At 62.7% G+C, this 16,524-nt stretch carries 14 protein-coding genes; 11 read left to right on the forward strand and 3 right to left on the reverse strand.

Annotated features, from left to right (window positions below; translation table 11 throughout):
- Positions 1-110: 110 nt before the first annotated feature.
- Positions 111-476: a BON domain-containing protein gene (locus AB6809_RS28285; RefSeq protein WP_006052202.1), complete on the reverse strand. Its 366-nt coding sequence runs from the start codon at positions 474-476 to the stop codon at positions 111-113.
- A 335-nt stretch (positions 477-811) separates the two neighbouring features.
- On the opposite strand from AB6809_RS28285, the gene AB6809_RS28290 reads away from it, so the two are divergent.
- From AB6809_RS28290 to AB6809_RS28310, 5 genes are all read left to right on the forward strand, one after another.
- Positions 812-1,138 (forward strand): hypothetical protein, encoded by a 327-nt coding sequence (locus tag AB6809_RS28290; RefSeq protein WP_310031777.1) that lies wholly within the window; start codon positions 812-814, stop codon positions 1,136-1,138.
- A gap of 545 nt (positions 1,139-1,683) precedes the next feature.
- Entirely contained in the window at positions 1,684-2,865 is a 1,182-nt protein-coding gene (locus tag AB6809_RS28295; RefSeq protein WP_006052200.1) for a glycine betaine/L-proline ABC transporter ATP-binding protein, read from the forward strand.
- Positions 2,858-3,760: a choline ABC transporter permease subunit gene (gene choW, locus AB6809_RS28300; protein ID WP_006052199.1), complete on the forward strand. Its 903-nt coding sequence runs from the start codon at positions 2,858-2,860 to the stop codon at positions 3,758-3,760. Before AB6809_RS28295 ends, choW begins: the two co-directional genes overlap by 8 nt.
- Positions 3,761-3,767: 7 nt before the next feature.
- Positions 3,768-4,766 (forward strand): GlxA family transcriptional regulator, encoded by a 999-nt coding sequence (locus AB6809_RS28305; RefSeq protein WP_053860604.1) that lies wholly within the window; start codon positions 3,768-3,770, stop codon positions 4,764-4,766.
- Between the two features lie 44 nt (positions 4,767-4,810).
- Positions 4,811-5,755, forward strand: coding sequence for a choline ABC transporter substrate-binding protein (locus tag AB6809_RS28310; protein WP_006052197.1), 945 nt, complete (start codon positions 4,811-4,813; stop codon positions 5,753-5,755).
- Between the two features lie 116 nt (positions 5,756-5,871).
- Here AB6809_RS28310 and AB6809_RS28315 read toward each other — a convergent pair whose 3' ends face one another.
- Positions 5,872-6,954, reverse strand: coding sequence for a GlxA family transcriptional regulator (locus AB6809_RS28315; protein WP_006052196.1), 1,083 nt, complete (start codon positions 6,952-6,954; stop codon positions 5,872-5,874).
- Between the two features lie 316 nt (positions 6,955-7,270).
- Between AB6809_RS28315 and AB6809_RS28320 the strand changes: the two genes are divergently transcribed.
- From AB6809_RS28320 to AB6809_RS28340, 5 genes are all read left to right on the forward strand, one after another.
- A complete protein-coding gene (locus AB6809_RS28320; protein ID WP_107710905.1) occupies positions 7,271-8,665 on the forward strand; it encodes an L-serine ammonia-lyase in 1,395 nt (464 codons plus the stop codon).
- A gap of 66 nt (positions 8,666-8,731) precedes the next feature.
- Entirely contained in the window at positions 8,732-9,976 is a 1,245-nt protein-coding gene (locus AB6809_RS28325; protein ID WP_006052194.1) for a sarcosine oxidase subunit beta family protein, read from the forward strand.
- A gap of 44 nt (positions 9,977-10,020) precedes the next feature.
- Positions 10,021-10,335, forward strand: coding sequence for a sarcosine oxidase subunit delta (locus tag AB6809_RS28330; RefSeq protein ID WP_310031772.1), 315 nt, complete (start codon positions 10,021-10,023; stop codon positions 10,333-10,335).
- Complete coding sequence (locus AB6809_RS28335; RefSeq protein WP_310031771.1) at positions 10,332-13,334, forward strand: sarcosine oxidase subunit alpha family protein; 3,003 nt, start codon at positions 10,332-10,334, stop codon at positions 13,332-13,334. The genes AB6809_RS28330 and AB6809_RS28335 overlap by 4 nt, the downstream gene beginning before the upstream one ends.
- Positions 13,324-13,980, forward strand: a complete 657-nt coding sequence (locus tag AB6809_RS28340) for a sarcosine oxidase subunit gamma (RefSeq protein ID WP_310031770.1) — start codon at positions 13,324-13,326, stop codon at positions 13,978-13,980. Before AB6809_RS28335 ends, AB6809_RS28340 begins: the two co-directional genes overlap by 11 nt.
- Before the next feature lie 150 nt (positions 13,981-14,130).
- On the opposite strand, the gene AB6809_RS28345 is transcribed toward AB6809_RS28340, so the two are convergent.
- On the reverse strand, positions 14,131-14,760 hold the full coding sequence (locus tag AB6809_RS28345) for an AAA family ATPase (protein ID WP_310031769.1): 630 nt from the start codon (positions 14,758-14,760) through the stop codon (positions 14,131-14,133).
- 307 nt (positions 14,761-15,067) lie between these two features.
- Between AB6809_RS28345 and AB6809_RS28350 the strand changes: the two genes are divergently transcribed.
- Positions 15,068-16,486: an MFS transporter gene (locus AB6809_RS28350; protein ID WP_310031768.1), complete on the forward strand. Its 1,419-nt coding sequence runs from the start codon at positions 15,068-15,070 to the stop codon at positions 16,484-16,486.
- The last annotated feature ends 38 nt before the right edge of the window (positions 16,487-16,524 follow it).

Below are 16,524 nucleotides of genomic sequence, written 5' to 3' on the forward strand. Positions count from 1 at the left end.
CATACCGGGACAAAGGGTAGCGCCGTATGCGCGTAAAGCAGTGCGAGGCGAAACCCTTCGTCGTCCGATGCAATCCGGCAGGACGCCGTTGATCATGTGAAGCCGGGCGTTCAACCTCCGCCGTTCGGCGTGGCCACGGTCAGCTTGTTGGACACCGATTTCACACCGGCGACATTCTTCGCCACGTCCTCGGCTTGCGGAATCTGCGCACCGTCAGGCACCGATCCGGTCAACGTGACCGCGCCGCCGCGAGCCCGAACGTATACGTTCGACACGTCGAAGCCTTGTGCCTTGGACAACGCCTTGCGCACGTCGAGACCGAGCTTGCGGTCCGTCTTTTTCACCGCTTTTGTGCGCGCAGTCGACGATGCGGTCGTGTCGGCCATTGCCGCATCGCTCGCTTGCGCATACGCGCTCGACGCCGTGGCGACGCACAATGCAATGCCGAGCGCCTTCAAAAGATTGACTGTTTTCACGTTTTCTCCATCCTCGAAAAGTTAATGTCGCTTCGTTGCATGCAAAAAACACACGCCTGTGAGCGGTTTTCTTCTCACTGGGAGCGTCCTGTTTTGTTCAAGCGTGCCGCGGCGGCGCTCCCGGCGCGCTTAAACAATAGCTCAGCACGCGCGCTCATGCAGAAAAAAACTGGCCGTGGCGCGAACTGCCGAGGTGCTGGCAACAACACGCGCGATGCGGTTTGGCATTAAGCTCTGACTGCGGCCGTGCATGGCATCATCGCGCGGTATCCGCGGCAGTGAACGATGCGTTCTGAGCAAACTGAATGCAATTGCCAACTTGAGAGGAGTTAGCCATGAAGCCCATTGCCATCAAACAGATGATGCTCGGCCTCGCCGTATCCGCGCTGGTAGCAGGCGGCATGCCGCTTGCCGCCGCGCAAACCACGACCGACACGAACGCGCAGACCGCCCAACCTGGCGCGACCGGCGCGAGCAGCACCTCAAAGCCGACCAAGGCGGAGCGCAAAGCGGCACGCAAACAGGCTCGCGCAAAGAAGAATGCCGAGTTGAAGAAGCTCGAGGATGCGGGCTATCAGCCGTCGCGCAACGACCCGAACTATCCGGACGATCTGCAGAAGGCGCAGAAAAAAGCGGGCATCGGTACGGGCGCGAGCCAGTAGGTATTCATCCGCAATCATTGCAGTCGTGCGGCGCGATGCTCGTGCTGCACGCGTAAAAACGCGTGATAAGGCGCTGACCTCGGCAGCCTTCGCAGGCGGCTGCTGCAATGGCTCGCCGCTCGTTGAGAGCCCTTAGCGGACGCGTTGTCTCCTGGTGTTTCGCGTGTCATCTGCGTTTCGCCAGACGATTCCCGACGCGAGTTGGCGTTGACCACCAACGTCTGTTGCGCCGCGACCCCCCCGCATTTCGTATTTCCTCGCCGTTTTTTGCTCCAAAAAAGCCTTCATTTGGCTTGGAACGACATCTTCGGCGCACTTCGTCGATATGCGTAAAAACCTTGCCCAGCAAGGCTTCCACGCTGGCGCGACAGCAACCACGCGACATAGGTGTCGTATTTCCACATGTGGTTGTCGCAAATAGTCGGCTAGTCGCACTTTTTTCTGGCAACTATGTATGCACAGCGCGGACGGACGTCCGCCACAGCTTTGCATGGGACCAGAGTAAGTGCTTTGCACCAACTCCGGCCCACATAGGAGAGCATTCAATGAATTCCCCCAAGGTCGTGGTCGAAGGGCTGTGCAAGGTGTTCGGCACCAACCCGAAACAGGCGCTCGGCATGCTGGCAGGAGGCGCGACGAAAGAAGAAGTGTTCGCGCGCACCGGTCAGATCGTCGGCGTTCACAACGTATCGTTCGAGGTCAAGGAAGGCGAGATCTTCGTGCTCATGGGCCTGTCCGGCTCCGGCAAGTCGACGCTGATTCGCCTGATCAACCGGCTCGTCGAGCCGTCGGCAGGCAAGGTGCTGATCGACGGGCGCGATGTCGCCAGCGTGCCGCGCGGCGAACTGACCGCGCTGCGCCGCAAGGACATGAGCATGGTGTTCCAGTCCTTCGCGCTGATGCCGCAACGCACGGTGCTCTCGAACGCGGCGTTCGGGCTCGAGGTGGCGGGCATCGGCCGCAAGGAACGCGAAGCGCGCGCGATGACGGTGCTCGAGCAGGTCGGCCTCGCGCCGTTCGCGCAGAAGCTGCCCGCGCAACTCTCGGGCGGCATGCAGCAGCGTGTGGGTCTTGCCCGGGCGCTGGCCGTGAACCCGTCGCTGATGATCATGGACGAAGCGTTCTCCGCGCTCGATCCGCTCAAGCGCAAGGAAATGCAGAACGTGCTGCTCGACCTGCAACGCGAGCAGCAACGCACGATTCTGTTCGTGTCGCACGATCTCGAGGAAGCGATGCGCATCGGCACCCGCATCGCGATCATGGAAGGCGGCAAGGTCGTGCAGATCGGCACGCCGCAGGAGATCATCACCAATCCCGCCGACGATTACGTGCGCGCGTTCTTCGAAGGCATCGACACGAGCCGCTATCTGACGGCCGGCGATCTGATGCAGACCGACGCCGTGCCGCTGATGCATGCGCACTCGCCGCAGATCGACGTGTCGAGCGTGGCCGCCACGCTGAACGGCAGCGCCGATTACGCTTTCGTGCTCGACAGCGAGCGCAAGATTCGCGGCTTCGTGTGCCGCGACGAAACGGGCAACGCGTCCGCGAAGCTGAACTACGTCGAGTGCATCCGACGCACGACGCCGCTCGACGATGTGGTCCAGCGCGTCGTCGCGAGCCGCGCGCCCCTGCCGGTCGTCGAAGCAGACGGCTCCTACTGTGGTTCGGTCAACAAGACGAACGTGCTGCACGTTCTCACGCGCCATCGAGGTTCCCATGTCTGAAATCATTCCACTTGGCGCCTGGGTCGATCACGGCGTTCACTATCTGCTTGACCACGACGCAAAGACTTTCGATTCCATCGGCAAGGTCATCGAGAGCTTTGCGGCGATCGTCGAACACGGTCTGCAAGCAGTGCCCATGTGGGCGCTGATGGCGTTTTTCGTCGGCATCGGTTTGTGGCGGGTGGGCTGGCGTTTCGCGCTCTTCACGTTGCTCGCGATGCTGCTGATCTACGGCACCGGCTTCTGGGATCAGATGGTCATCACGCTCGGCCTCACGCTGTCGTCCACCTTCATTAGCCTCGTGCTCGGCGTGCCGCTCGGCATCTGGACCGCGAAGAGCCGCACCGTCGAGATGATGGTGCGTCCCGTGCTCGATCTGATGCAGACCATGCCAGCGTTCGTCTATCTGATTCCGGCCGCGATGCTGTTCGGTCTTGGCCGCGTGCCCGGCATTCTGTCCACCGTGATCTTCGCGATGCCGCCCGCAGTGCGTCTCACGTCGCTCGGCATCAAGCACGTGAACCGCGAAATTGTGGAAGCGGGACAGGCGTTCGGTTGCACGCCGTGGCAGTTGCTCTACAAGGTGCAGTTTCCGAACGCGCTGCCGTCGATCATGACGGGCGTGAACCAGACCATCATGATGGCGTTGTCGATGGTGATCATCGCGTCGATGGTCGGCGCAGGCGGTCTCGGCAACGACGTGCTCGCCAGTATTCAACGGCTCGACATCGGGCTCGGTTTCGAGAGCGGACTCTCGGTCGTGATGCTCGCGATCATTCTCGACCGCATCACGGAGAGCTTCGGCCGCTCGCCCGGCATGGCACGCGCGCCGCTCCTCTCGGGTGTGCGCAATCTGATGAAGGTGCGCCGGGCGCCGGCGGCGCAGCATAGCTGAGCCGCCCATGAAGCGCGACGCGATCACTCCGATAGAAGCCCCGTCCGGGTCGCCGCTTTCCCGACTCGCGCACGTCGGCTTCCTGACGCTGCCGAATTTTTCGATGATCGCGTTCACGAGCGCCGTCGAAGTGCTACGGATGGCTAACTATGTCGGCCGCGCGGAGCACTACAGGTGGTCGGTCATCACGCCGGACGGCGAGCCGGCGCGAGCCAGCAACGGCATCACCGTCAAGCCGACCACCACGCTCGAACAGGCCGGCATGCCCGACGTGCTGATCGTCTGCGCCGGATGGCACGTGCGCGATTACGTGGACGACACGGTGATCGCGCTGCTGCGCGACGTGGCCGCGCAAGGCATTCCGCTCGGCGGCATCTGCACGGGACCGTATGCGTTGCTCGCGGCGGGTCTGCTCGACGGTTATCGCTGCACCGTGCATTGGGAAGACATGTCGCCGCTGCACAAGAGCTTCCCGCATGTGCGTTTCGCCGACGAACTGTTCGTGATCGACCGCGACCGCATGACGTGCACGGGCGGCACGGCGCCGCTCGATCTGATGCTGAACCTGGTCGGCATGCGGCTTGGCCACTCGGTGGCGGCGCAGGTGTCCGAGCAGTTCATCGTGGAAAGGATTCGCGGCTCGACCGACTACCAGCACATTCCCGTCGATGCGCGCGTCGGCTTCACGCGTGCCGAGTTGATCGAAGTCGTGCGGCTGATGGAGGCGAACATCGAGGAGCCTCTGTCGCTCGACGAACTCGCGCGGCTCGTGCGTTTGTCGCAGCGTCACTTGCAGCGCATGTTCAAGATGTTCCTGAGCGTATCGCCGACGCACTATTACCTGACGCTGCGCCTGCGCCGCGCGCGTGAACTGCTGCGTAACACCGACGCGTCGATCGCGCGCGTGACGGCGGTCTGCGGGTTCCATTCGCCGTGCCATTTCAGCAAGGCGTATCGCGCGCAATTCGGTCATGCGCCGAGCGTGGAGCGGCGGCTGTCGGCATAAAGAGCAGTCAAGCATTCATCACCCTGAGACCCTGAGGAACCGCCATGAAACGTTTGTGGGCTGCGTCGTTGTGCGCGCTGTCTGTGTCGTCCGTCACTTCCGCTATTGCCGCCGAACCTGCCGCGTGCCGCGACGTGCGCTTTGCCGACGTCGGCTGGTCCGACATTGCGGCGACGACCGGGCTCGCGTCGACGGTGCTCGAGGGACTCGGCTACAAGCCGACCAAAACGATCGCTTCGGTGCCGATCACGTTTGCCGGCGTGAAGAGCAAACAGATCGACGTGTTCCTCGGTTACTGGTCGCCGACGATGGACCCGATGATCGATCCGTTCAAGAAAGCCGGCCAGGTGAATGTACTGCCGACGCCCAATCTGACCGGCGCGAAGTACACGCTGGCGGTGCCGGATTACGCGTATCAGGCCGGCATCAAGTCGTTCGCCGACATCGCGAAGAATTACGACAAGCTCGGCGGCAAGATCTACGGCATCGAACCCGGTAACGACGGCAATGCGCTCATCAAGAAGATGATCGACAGCAATCAGTATGGGCTCGGCAAGTTCAAGCTGGTGGAGTCGAGCGAGGCGGGCATGCTGGTCGAAGTGAACCGCTCGATTCGCGACAAGAAACCGATTGTGTTTCTCGGCTGGGAACCGCACCCGATGAACGTGCAGATGAAGATCGATTATCTGTCCGGTGGCGACGACGTGTTCGGTCCGAATTATGGCGAAGCAAAAGTGATGACGGTGACGCCGACCGACTATGCGACGCGTTGCCCGAACGTCGCGAAGCTGGTGTCGAATCTGCATTTCACGACTGACATCGAGAACCACGTGATGATGCCGATCATGAATAAGGTGGATCCGAACAAGGCCGCGCGCGAGTGGCTGAAGGCGAATCCGGCGGTGCTGGATCAGTGGCTTGCCGGGGTGAAGACGTTTGATGGGAAGGATGGGTTGCCGGCGGTTAAGGCGTTTGTGGCGGGGAAGTGAAGCGGGAGTTTCGCGCCGCGTTAGGTATGCGGCGCGAAAATTGGTGCTGCGCGATTTGAGGCCATGAATAAGGGCCTCAAATCGAGATTTGGAATTGGACGCTTCGATTCAATACATCAAATCGCCTGCGCCCGCCCCGGAAACGTCTCATCATAATCACCGCTATCTTCCGCCTCCGCCGCGGTGCCGCGCTGCTCGCGGTACATCATCGGCGGCAAACCGAATTGCTTGCGAAATTCGCGGCCCAGATGCGATGCATCGGAAAAGCCGCAACTCGAAGCAATGTCAGCCACCGTTTTGTCCGAACTCGTCAACAACCACGCAGCCGTGCGCAACCGCACCTGCTTCGCGTAAGCCTGCGGCGCCTTGCCGGTTTGTGCCTTGAAAAGCCGCTCCAATTGACGCGGCGACAAGTCCAGCTTGCGCGCCAGTTCGTCGAGCGATAATGAACGCCCCACGTGCTGTTCCATCAGCAGAATTGCGCGCTTCACCTTCGGATGCGCAGCAGGCGCAAGTCCCGGCGGATGCGGCTGCGGCGCGTTGCCTTTTTGCATGTCGTCGACGAGCAGAATGCGCAGCGCCTTCTGCACCGTCGCCGTTTCGAAGTGGCGCAACAGAATAGCCGCGGCCACGTCGATGGACGCGCGTCCGCCCGAACACGTAATACGCCGCCGATCGATAACAAATAGCCGGTCGGCCACCAGCGCCTCTTCATTGACCGACGGAAATCGCTCGATGAAGTCCCAGTAGTGAAACCAGCTCACACAAATCCGGTAGCCATCGAGCACACCCGCGCGCATCAGCGAGAACACGCCCGTGCACATGCCGACGAGCGTGGCATCGGCGGCGGCAGCGCGTCGAATGAAGGCGAGTGTCGCGTCGCTCGCAGCCGGTCCCGAATGCAGCAGGCCGCCCACCACGACCACGTAATCGAATGGCTCGGCGCCGTCGAACGTTTCCCACGGCGTGATCTGGATGCCGCAGCTCGCGCGCACCGGAGCAAGGGTTTCCCCTATCACGCTCCAGGAACAGCGCACGGGTTTGCTGAAGTCGCCTTCGTCCGCGGACAGACGCAGCAGGTCGACGAAACCCGAGAACGCCGTCAGCGTGAAGTTCGGCAGAAGAATAATGCCGAAGCGGATGCGCTGCTTCGGCGCACCGTCGATAGATTGAAGGGGAAGCGGTTCAGCGGAGTTCATGCAATGCAGCCGGAGCGAAAGAAGAGTTGAGCCAAGCATAGCACCGCGATGCGGCGCGGCATGCATCGTAATGCGGCGGAGGCGGCAACGGCAATCGCCATCGGGCCGGGCCAATGCAGCGCCAATGCCGCGCCTGTCGAAAATACGTCAGAAGCCTTCGTAAATACGCCGCGACGCTTGGCGCGCAAGGCGCTTGACGCCACTATCCCACTGTCATGCCGTTTTTATTCTATCGGTTCAATTTGACGTGCGGTGCAATAGGGCCTGTTTCAACGGATATCCCGCCAAACCGGCATTGCAACGCACAAGGAACGCCATGAACGTCAGCGTCTTCGATCTCTTCAAGATCGGCATCGGTCCCTCAAGCTCGCACACGGTCGGGCCGATGATCGCTGCTTGCCGCTTCGCGTCGCATATCGAAGATGCCAATCTGCTCGCCTTCGTGCGCCGCGTGAAGGTCGAGCTGTTCGGCTCGCTCGGCGCGACCGGTAAGGGGCACGGCACGGACAAGGCGGTGTTGCTCGGACTCGAAGGCAACCTGCCGGAACTGATCGACCCCGACACGATCGAGCCGCGTTTGCAGGCCATCCGCGAGACGAAGCAGCTTGCGTTGCTCGGCAAGCACACGGTGAAATTCGACGAGCGCGAACACATCGGCTTTTTCCGCAAGCTGATGCCGGGCGCACCGGGTTCGAGCATCGTGCATCCGAACGGCATGCGCTTTCAGGCATTCGACGAAAACGGGCAACTGCTCGTAGAAAAAGAGTATTACTCGATTGGCGGCGGCTTCGTGGTAAATCGCGAAGGCGATCGCGTGAACGGCGTGCGCGCCGGCGCGGAAGTGCCGCATCCGTTTCGCACCGGCGATGATCTGATGCGCGTGTGCCGCGAAACCGGCCTTTCGATCGCGCAAATCACGCTGAAAAACGAATGCGCGGCGCGCCCGGAACAGGAAGTACGCGACGGCCTGCTCGCGATCTGGCGCGCGATGTCGGCTTGCGTCGAACGCGGCTGCAAGGTGCGCGGCGAATTGCCCGGCCCGATGCATGTGAAGCGCCGCGCCGCCGATCTGTGCGCGCAATTGCGCTCGCGTTCGGAAGAGTCGCTGCGCGATCCGCTTTCGATGCTCGACTGGGTCAATCTCTACGCAATGGCCGTCAACGAAGAAAACGCCGCGGGCGGCCGCGTCGTGACCGCGCCGACCAATGGCGCAGCCGGCGTGATTCCCGCCGTGCTGCACTACTACGTGAAGTTCATGCATGCGTCGAACGACGAAGGCATCGTCGACTTCCTGCTGACCGCTGCCGCTATCGGCATCATCTACAAGGAAACCGCGTCGATCTCGGGCGCCGAAGTGGGCTGCCAGGGCGAAGTCGGCGTGGCCTGTTCGATGGCCGCCGCGGCGCTCGCGGCCGTGATGGGCGGCACGCCGACGCAAGTGGAAAACGCCGCGGAAATCGGCATGGAACACAACCTCGGCATGACCTGCGATCCGGTCGGCGGACTCGTGCAGATTCCGTGCATCGAACGCAATGCAATGGGCGCGATCAAGGCGCTCAACGCCGCGCGCATGGCGATGAAGGGCGACGGCCAGCACTACGTGTCGCTCGATAACGTGATCAAGACGATGCGCGAAACCGGCGCGGACATGAAGACGAAATACAAGGAGACGTCGCGCGGCGGCTTGGCCGTGAACGTCATCGAATGTTGAAGCAAGCATTGCATATTTCATGAAGCATCAGGCAGCAAGCACCGACAGTACCCACAAGGATCAATGATGAGCCGCTATTCGATATTCAGCCTATTGCGCAACGGGATGTCGTATCACGAGAACTGGGAACGACAGTGGAAGAGTCCCGAGCCCAAACGCGAGTACGACGTGGTGATCGTCGGCGGCGGCGGGCATGGTCTCGCCACGGCCTATTACCTCGCGAAGGAACACGGCGTGCGCAATGTCGCCGTGCTCGAAAAAGGCTGGATCGGCGGCGGCAATACGGCGCGCAATACGACCATCGTGCGCTCGAATTATCTGTGGGACGAGTCGGCCGCGCTTTATGAAAAGGCCATGAAACTGTGGGAAGGACTCTCGCAGGATCTGAACTACAACGTGATGTTCAGCCAGCGCGGCGTGATGAATCTCGCGCATACGCTGCAGGACGTGCGCGACACCGAGCGCCGTGTGAATGCGAACCGGCTGAACGGCGTCGACGCCGAATTCCTCACGCCCGCGCAGATCAAGGAAATCGAGCCGACCATCAATCTGAATAGCCGCTATCCGGTGCTGGGTGCGTCGATTCAGCGGCGCGGCGGCGTCGCGCGTCACGATGCGGTGGCCTGGGGCTTCGCACGCGGCGCGGATCAGGCCGGCGTCGATATCGTGCAGAACTGCCAGGTCACGGGCATTCGCCGCAACGGCAGCCAGGTGACGGGCGTGGACACCACGAAGGGTTTCATCAAGGCGAAGAAAGTCGCGATCGTGGCCGCGGGCAATACGTCGACGCTCGCGGACATGGCCGGCGTGCGCTTGCCGCTCGAAAGCCATCCGTTGCAGGCGCTCGTGTCGGAACCGATCAAGCCGGTGGTGAATACGGTCGTGATGTCGAACGCGGTGCACGCGTATATCAGCCAGTCCGACAAGGGCGATCTGGTGATCGGCGCGGGCGTCGATCAGTACACGGGCTTCGGTCAGCGCGGCAGTTTCCAGATTATCGAAGGGACGCTCGAAGCCATCGTCGAAATGTTCCCGGTGTTCTCGCGCGTGCGGATGAATCGTCAGTGGGGCGGCATTGTCGATGTGTCGCCGGACGCCTGCCCGATTATCAGCAAGACCGACGTGAAGGGCCTTTACTTCAATTGCGGCTGGGGCACGGGCGGCTTCAAGGCGACGCCGGGTTCGGGCTGGGCGTACGCGCACACCATCGCGAAAGACGAGCCGCATGAACTGAATGCGCCGTTCTCGCTGGACCGCTTCTATACCGGCCATCTTATCGACGAACACGGCGCCGCCGCCGTCGCCCACTAACGCACTCAGGCACTCACGCACTTGAGCCAGATAGAGAGACAACCATGCTGCTGATCGAATGCCCCTGGTGCGGGCCACGCGCCGAAACCGAATTTTCCTGCGGCGGCGAAGCGGACATCATGCGTCCGCTGGACACCGAAAAACTCACCGACAAGGAATGGGGCGACTACCTGTTCATGCGCAAGAATTCGCGCGGCGTGCATCGCGAGCAATGGATCCATGCGCAAGGCTGCCGCCGCTGGTTCAAGGCGCAGCGCAACACGGTGAGCTATGAGATTCAGGGCTACGAAACGTTCGACCGTCCGCTGCTGAAGATGGACAGCAACGACGGCAACGCACAAGAGGGCAAGACGCAATGAGCCAGAAAGACCGACTCCCGAATGGCGGGCGCATCAGCCGCGCATTGCCGCTCACGTTCACCTTCAACGGCCGCCAGTATCAGGGCTATCAGGGCGACACGCTTGCTTCCGCGTTGCTCGCGAACGGCTTGCATTTCGTCGCGCGTAGCTGGAAGTATCACCGGCCGCGCGGCATCGTGACCGCCGGCGTGGAAGAGCCGAATGCCGTCGTGCAACTCGAAACGGGCGCCTACACGGTGCCGAATGCGCGCGCCACTGAGGTCGAGTTGTATCAGGGGCTCGTCGCGAACAGCGTGAACGCGAAGCCGAGCATCGAGAAGGATCGCATGGCGGTCAATCAGAAGATCGCGCGCTTTATTCCGGCGGGCTTCTACTACAAGACCTTCATGTGGCCGCGCAAGTTCTGGCCGAAGTACGAAGAAGTGATTCGCGACGCGGCGGGTCTCGGCAAGGCGCCCGAGCAACTCGACGCGGACCGCTACGACAAGTGCTTCGCGCATTGCGACGTGCTGGTGGTCGGCGGCGGGCCGACGGGGCTCGCGGCCGCGCATGCAGCGGCGCTGTCGGGCGCGCGCGTCACGCTCGTCGACGATCAGCCGGAACTCGGCGGCTCGCTGCTGTCGTGCCGCGCGGAGATCGACGGCAAGCCGGCTTTGCAATGGGTTCACAAGATCGAAGACGAATTGCGGCAAATGCCCGGCGTGAAGATTCTGTCGCGCAGCACCGCGTTCGGCTATCAGGACCACAATCTCGTCACCGTTACTCAGCGTCTGACCGATCATCTGCCGGTGTCGCAACGCGCGGGCACGCGCGAACTGATGTGGAAAATCCGCGCGAAACGCGTGATTCTCGCAACCGGCGCGCATGAGCGTCCCATCGTGTTCGGCAACAACGATCTGCCTGGCGTGATGCTCGCGTCGGCGGTGTCGACGTATCTGCATCGCTATGCGGTGCTGCCGGGACGCGACGCGATCGTCTTCACGAATAACGACGACGGCTATCAATGCGCGCTCGATCTGAAAGCAGCCGGCGCGCAAGTCACGGTGATCGACCCACGCGCGGGCGAATCGAAAGGCACGCTGCCTGCGCTCGCACGCCGCTATGGCGTGAAGGTGATCAGCGGTGCGGTGATCACGGCGGCGCACGGCAAACTGCGCGTGGCTTCCGTCGATGTCGCTTCGTACGCGAACGGTCAGGTGGGCGCCAAGCAAGGCGAGTTGCCGTGCGATCTGCTCGCGATGTCGGGCGGCTGGAGCCCTGTGCTGCATCTGTTCGCGCAATCGGGGGGCAAGGCGCACTGGCATGACGACAAAGCCTGCTTCGTGCCCGGCAAGGCGATGCAGCCGGAGACGAGCGTGGGCGCCTGCAATGGCGACTTCACGCTGGGCCAGGGCATTCGTTTTGCCGTCGATGCCGGCGTCGAAGCGGCGCGGGCCGCGGGCTATATCGTCAAGCGGCCGAACACGGTGCAGGTCGCCGAGATCAGCGAAGCGAAGATGCAGCCGCTGTGGCTCGTCGGCGGACGCGAACTCGCCACGCGTGGGCCGAAGCAGTTCGTCGACTTCCAGAACGACGTATCGGCCGCGGATATTTTCCTTGCCGCGCGCGAAGGCTTCGAGTCGGTCGAACACGTCAAGCGTTATACCGCGATGGGCTTCGGCACCGATCAGGGCAAGCTCGGCAACATCAACGGCATGGCGATTCTCGCGCAGGCGCTCGGCAAGACGATTCCGGAAACCGGCACGACGACGTTCCGCCCGAACTACACGCCGGTCACGTTCGGCACCTTCGCGGGGCGCGAGCTCGGCGAGTTTCTCGATCCCGTGCGCAAGACGGCGGTGCACGAATGGCACGTCGAAAACGGCGCGGAATTCGAGGACGTCGGCAACTGGAAGCGCCCCTGGTACTTCCCGAAGAAGGGTGAAGACCTGCATGCGGCCGTCGCGCGCGAATCGCTCGCGGTGCGCACGAGCGTCGGCATTCTCGATGCGTCCACGCTCGGCAAGATCGACATTCAGGGCCCCGATTCGGCGAAGCTGCTGAACTGGGTCTATACGAATCCGTGGAGCAAGCTCGAAGTCGGCAAATGCCGCTACGGTCTGATGCTCGACGAAAACGGCATGATCTTCGACGACGGCGTGACCGTGCGCCTCGCCGACCAGCACTACATGATGACGACCACGACCGGCGGCGCCGCGCGCGTGCTCACCTGGTTCGAACGCTGGCTGCAAACCGAATGGCCCGACATGCGCGTGCGCCTCGCGTCGGTCACCGATCACTGGGCGACCTTCGCCGTGGTCGGCCCGAATAGCCGCAAGGTCTTGCAGAAGGTTTGCCACGACATCGACTTCGTGAACGCGGCCTTTCCGTTCATGAGCTATCGCGAGGGCACGGTCGCGGGCGCGGCGTCGCGTGTGATGCGGATCAGTTTCTCGGGCGAACTCGCGTATGAAGTGAACGTGCCGGCGAACGTCGGACGCGCGGTGTGGGAAGCGTTGATGGCCGCGGGCGCCGAATTCGACATCACGCCGTACGGCACGGAAACGATGCACGTGTTGCGCGCGGAGAAGGGCTACATCATCGTTGGTCAGGATACCGATGGTTCGATGACGCCGTATGACGTCGGCATGGGCGGGCTCGTCGCGAAGTCGAAGGACTTTCTCGGCAAGCGTTCGCTCACGCGCTCGGACACGGCGAAGGCGGGGCGAAAGCAACTGGTCGGACTGCTCGCGGACGATCCGTCGTTCGTGATACCCGAAGGCTCGCAGATCGTCGCGGGGCCGTTCCAGGGCGAGACCGCGCCGATGCTCGGACACGTCACGTCGAGCTATTACAGTCCGATTCTCAAGCGCTCGATCGCGATGGCGGTCGTGAAGGGCGGCCTCGACAAGATCGGCGAAACGGTCACGGTCCCGCTTTCGAGCGGCAAACAGATTGCAGCGAAGATCACCAGCTCGGTGTTCTACGACAGCGAAGGAGCGCGTCAACATGTGGAATGAAACGAAAACGGGGGCGTCGGTGGTGGATCGCGCCGTCGGCAAGCAGACCGGCGTGTGGCAGGAGTCGCCGCTCGTGGGCGTGGATGCACTCCTGAAGAAGCATCAGGCTTCGGCGACCGCGGCATTCAGGCTGAGCGAGCGGCCGTTTCTTCAGCTCGTGAATGTGCGCGGCGATACGCGCGACGCCGCGTTCGTGCAGGCAGTCGAACAGGTGCTCGGCTGCAAGCCGCCGGAGACACCCAACACGATCGCGCGCGGCAACGGCTACGACATGTTGTGGCTCGGCCCGGACGAGTGGCTCGTGCGCTCGGCGATGACGCACGACGCGACGCGCACCGCGCCGTTGCAAGCGGCGCTCGGCACTGCGTTTGCAGGGGTATTCGCGTCGGCGGTGGACATCGGCAGCGGCTATACGGTGCTCGAAATCAGCGGCACGCGCACGCGTGAAGTGCTGTCGCGCGGCTGTCCGCTCGATCTTCATCCGAAGCTGTTCGGCGAAGGGCAGTGCGCGCAAAGCCATTATTTCAAGGCGTCGATCACGCTCGTGCCGATCGGCGCGGACAGCTTCGACATCGTCGTGCGCCGCAGCTTCGCGGATTACTTCGTGAAGATCATGCTCGACGCAGCCGAGCCGCTGATGTCGTGACCGCCGTCACGCCGCGAGCGCTGCTCTCACGCGCCGCTCGCGGTTTTCCCGTTGCGGGACTCACATGACGTCGACCCGTGTCGTCACCACGCGGCTCACCGAGCGCGCTTGCCATGACCGCGATGCCGATGCCGCGCTCGCGCTGCTCGATCAAAGCATGCTGCTGCGGCACCCCGTTCCCAGATTCTCTTCGACGAAGCTCCGCGTTTCGGCCATGCCAAACGGCAAAGCTGTGCTGTCGAGTTCGGCGAGCTGATTCGTCATTCGAAGCCGGCTGAGCGCAAGCGGCGGCGCGACGCGCGAGGCGATCACCACATGCAGCGTGCCCGGCGCCTGATCGAGCAGCTTCTGCATGAAGCGGTGCACGGGCGGGGCATCGACGAAATGATAGTCGTCAATGAAGACGTAAATGTCTTTCGACAGGTCGAGCACGCCGTCCACGAGCATCGCCACGAGCGCGTCAATGCCGGCAGGGTTTGCATCTTCGAACAGCAGCTCGGGCTCGGCGCGCAGGCCGACGCGTTGCATCGCCATGAACAGCGTCGCGCAGAACGCGGCGTAATCGGCTTCGTCCGCGCTCAGCGATAACCACGCGACGTCCGCGCCCGCCTTCACGCATCGCTCGCGCCATTGGGCGAGGAGGGTCGTCTTGCCGTAGCCCGCGCTCCCGGTGACGAGCGCAAGCGTGGCGTGCCGCATGCGCTCGAGATGCGTGAGCAGGTCGGCGCGCCGGACCGTTTTCGAGCCGATGCGCGGCGGCGAAAACCTCGTGGATGCCACTTGTCTGGTGAATGCGGTCGTCAAATCGTTACCCGAATCAGTGCCCAGTCCGAACAGCCATTGTCCACAGAAAATCGCGCGCGCCGCAATCGGAGCCAACGTCAGGAGGCAACGTCAGGACCGTGCCTTCGCGTAAAAAAAGCCGCAAGAAAAAAAGGAGGCGATCAACTTAACACAACGTCCTCACGACGCCCTTGTTCCATCCGGATGACGTATTTCTTCTATGTGGCCGATTTATGTCGGCGTCTACTGAAAACGCTGCTCGAAACATCACTCGCGGCCGTCGCCGCATCATTCAGGGGATGCCATGCCTACCGCTTCTCAGCCTCGCGCAAGTGCCGCCGCGCGACTCGAACGGCTGCCGTTCTCCGGTTATCACCGGACCATCTTCATCATCATCGCGATTGCGTTCTTCTTCGATTCCGTCGATCTCGGCACGATGACTTTCGTGCTCGGTTCGATCAAGACCGAATTCGGCTTGTCGACGGCAACCGCGGGGCTCGTCGCGAGTGCGAGCTTCTTCGGCATGGTGGGCGGTGCGGCGGTGGCGGGGCTGCTTGCCGATCGCTTCGGACGCCGGCCGGTTTTTCAGTGGAGCATGGTGCTGTGGGGCCTCGCCTCGTATCTCTGTTCGACGGCGCAAAGCGTCGAAGCGCTGATTTTCTATCGCGTGCTGCTCGGTTTCGGCATGGGCATGGAGTTTCCGATTGCGCAAACGCTGCTGTCGGAATTTGTTCCCGCTTCGTCGCGCGGACGCCTGATTGCGTTGATGGACGGCTTCTGGCCGCTCGGTTTCATCACGGCGGGCGTGGTGTCGTACTTCGTGCTGCCGGCCTACGGCTGGCGCACCGAGTTCGCGCTGCTCGCGATTCCGGCCGTCTTCGTGCTGATCGTGCGCCGTGTCGTGCCTGAGTCGCCGCGTTGGCTCGAACATCGCGGACGTCGCGGCGAGGCCGATAAAATTCTCGCCGACATCGAGGTCAAGGTGATCAAGGCCGCCGGTCTGAGCCGTTTGCGCGAGCCGGTCATGCTCGTCGAACCGGTGGCCGCCAAAGGCGCGGGCGCGTTTCGCGAGATCTGGAGCGCGGCTTACCGGCGTCGCACGATCATGGTGTGGACGTTGTGGTTCTTCGCGCTGCTCGGCTTTTACGGATTGACTTCGTGGCTCGGCGCGTTGATGCAGCAGGCGGGCTTCGCGGTGACGAAGTCGGTGCTGTATACGGTGCTGATTTCGCTCGGCGGCATTCCCGGGTTCATCTGCGCGGCGTGGCTGGTCGAGCGTTGGGGACGCAAGCCGACATGTATCGCGTCGCTCGCGGGCAGTGCGGTGATGGCCTACGTCTACGGACAAACCGCACTGCACGCGCAAACGCCCACGCTGCTGATTTGCGCCGGTCTCGCGATGCAGTTTTTCCTGTTCGCGATGTGGGCGGTGCTCTACACATACACGCCGGAACTGTACGGCACCGGCGCGCGCGCGACGGGTTCCGGTTTCGCGTCGGCAATCGGCCGCGTGGGCTCGCTGATCGGGCCGTATGTGGTCGGCGTCGTGCTGCCGATGTTCGGGCAGGGCGGCGTGTTCTCGCTTGGCGCAATGTGTTTCGTGATCGCGGCCACGGCTGTGTGGATACTCGGCATCGAAACACGCGGACTCGCGCTGGAGACGCTCGTCTCCGAAGCGGTGGAGAGCGACGCGCACGGCGTGCTGAGTCCGGTGCGCGATTGACGACCCACCCATGAAGAACGCAGTCGTTGTCGGCTGCG

Origin of the sequence: Paraburkholderia sp. RCC_158 (assembly GCF_041355255.1) — a bacterium.
Lineage (GTDB): Bacteria > Pseudomonadota > Gammaproteobacteria > Burkholderiales > Burkholderiaceae > Paraburkholderia > Paraburkholderia graminis.

Excerpts from the sequence above, each read along its gene's own strand:
- AB6809_RS28325 (WP_006052194.1), top strand. The coding sequence starts at position 8,732 with ATGAGCCGCTATTCGATATTCAGCCTATTGCGCAACGGGATGTCGTAT.
- AB6809_RS28310 (WP_006052197.1), top strand. The coding sequence starts at position 4,811 with ATGAAACGTTTGTGGGCTGCGTCGTTGTGCGCGCTGTCTGTGTCGTCC.
- AB6809_RS28350 (WP_310031768.1), top strand. The coding sequence starts at position 15,068 with ATGCCTACCGCTTCTCAGCCTCGCGCAAGTGCCGCCGCGCGACTCGAA.
- AB6809_RS28290 (WP_310031777.1), top strand. The coding sequence starts at position 812 with ATGAAGCCCATTGCCATCAAACAGATGATGCTCGGCCTCGCCGTATCC.
- AB6809_RS28340 (WP_310031770.1), top strand. The coding sequence starts at position 13,324 with ATGTGGAATGAAACGAAAACGGGGGCGTCGGTGGTGGATCGCGCCGTC.
- AB6809_RS28335 (WP_310031771.1), top strand. The coding sequence starts at position 10,332 with ATGAGCCAGAAAGACCGACTCCCGAATGGCGGGCGCATCAGCCGCGCA.
- AB6809_RS28315 (WP_006052196.1), bottom strand. The coding sequence starts at position 6,954 with ATGAACTCCGCTGAACCGCTTCCCCTTCAATCTATCGACGGTGCGCCG.
- AB6809_RS28330 (WP_310031772.1), top strand. The coding sequence starts at position 10,021 with ATGCTGCTGATCGAATGCCCCTGGTGCGGGCCACGCGCCGAAACCGAA.
- AB6809_RS28320 (WP_107710905.1), top strand. The coding sequence starts at position 7,271 with ATGAACGTCAGCGTCTTCGATCTCTTCAAGATCGGCATCGGTCCCTCA.
- AB6809_RS28295 (WP_006052200.1), top strand. The coding sequence starts at position 1,684 with ATGAATTCCCCCAAGGTCGTGGTCGAAGGGCTGTGCAAGGTGTTCGGC.
- AB6809_RS28305 (WP_053860604.1), top strand. The coding sequence starts at position 3,768 with ATGAAGCGCGACGCGATCACTCCGATAGAAGCCCCGTCCGGGTCGCCG.
- choW (WP_006052199.1), top strand. The coding sequence starts at position 2,858 with ATGTCTGAAATCATTCCACTTGGCGCCTGGGTCGATCACGGCGTTCAC.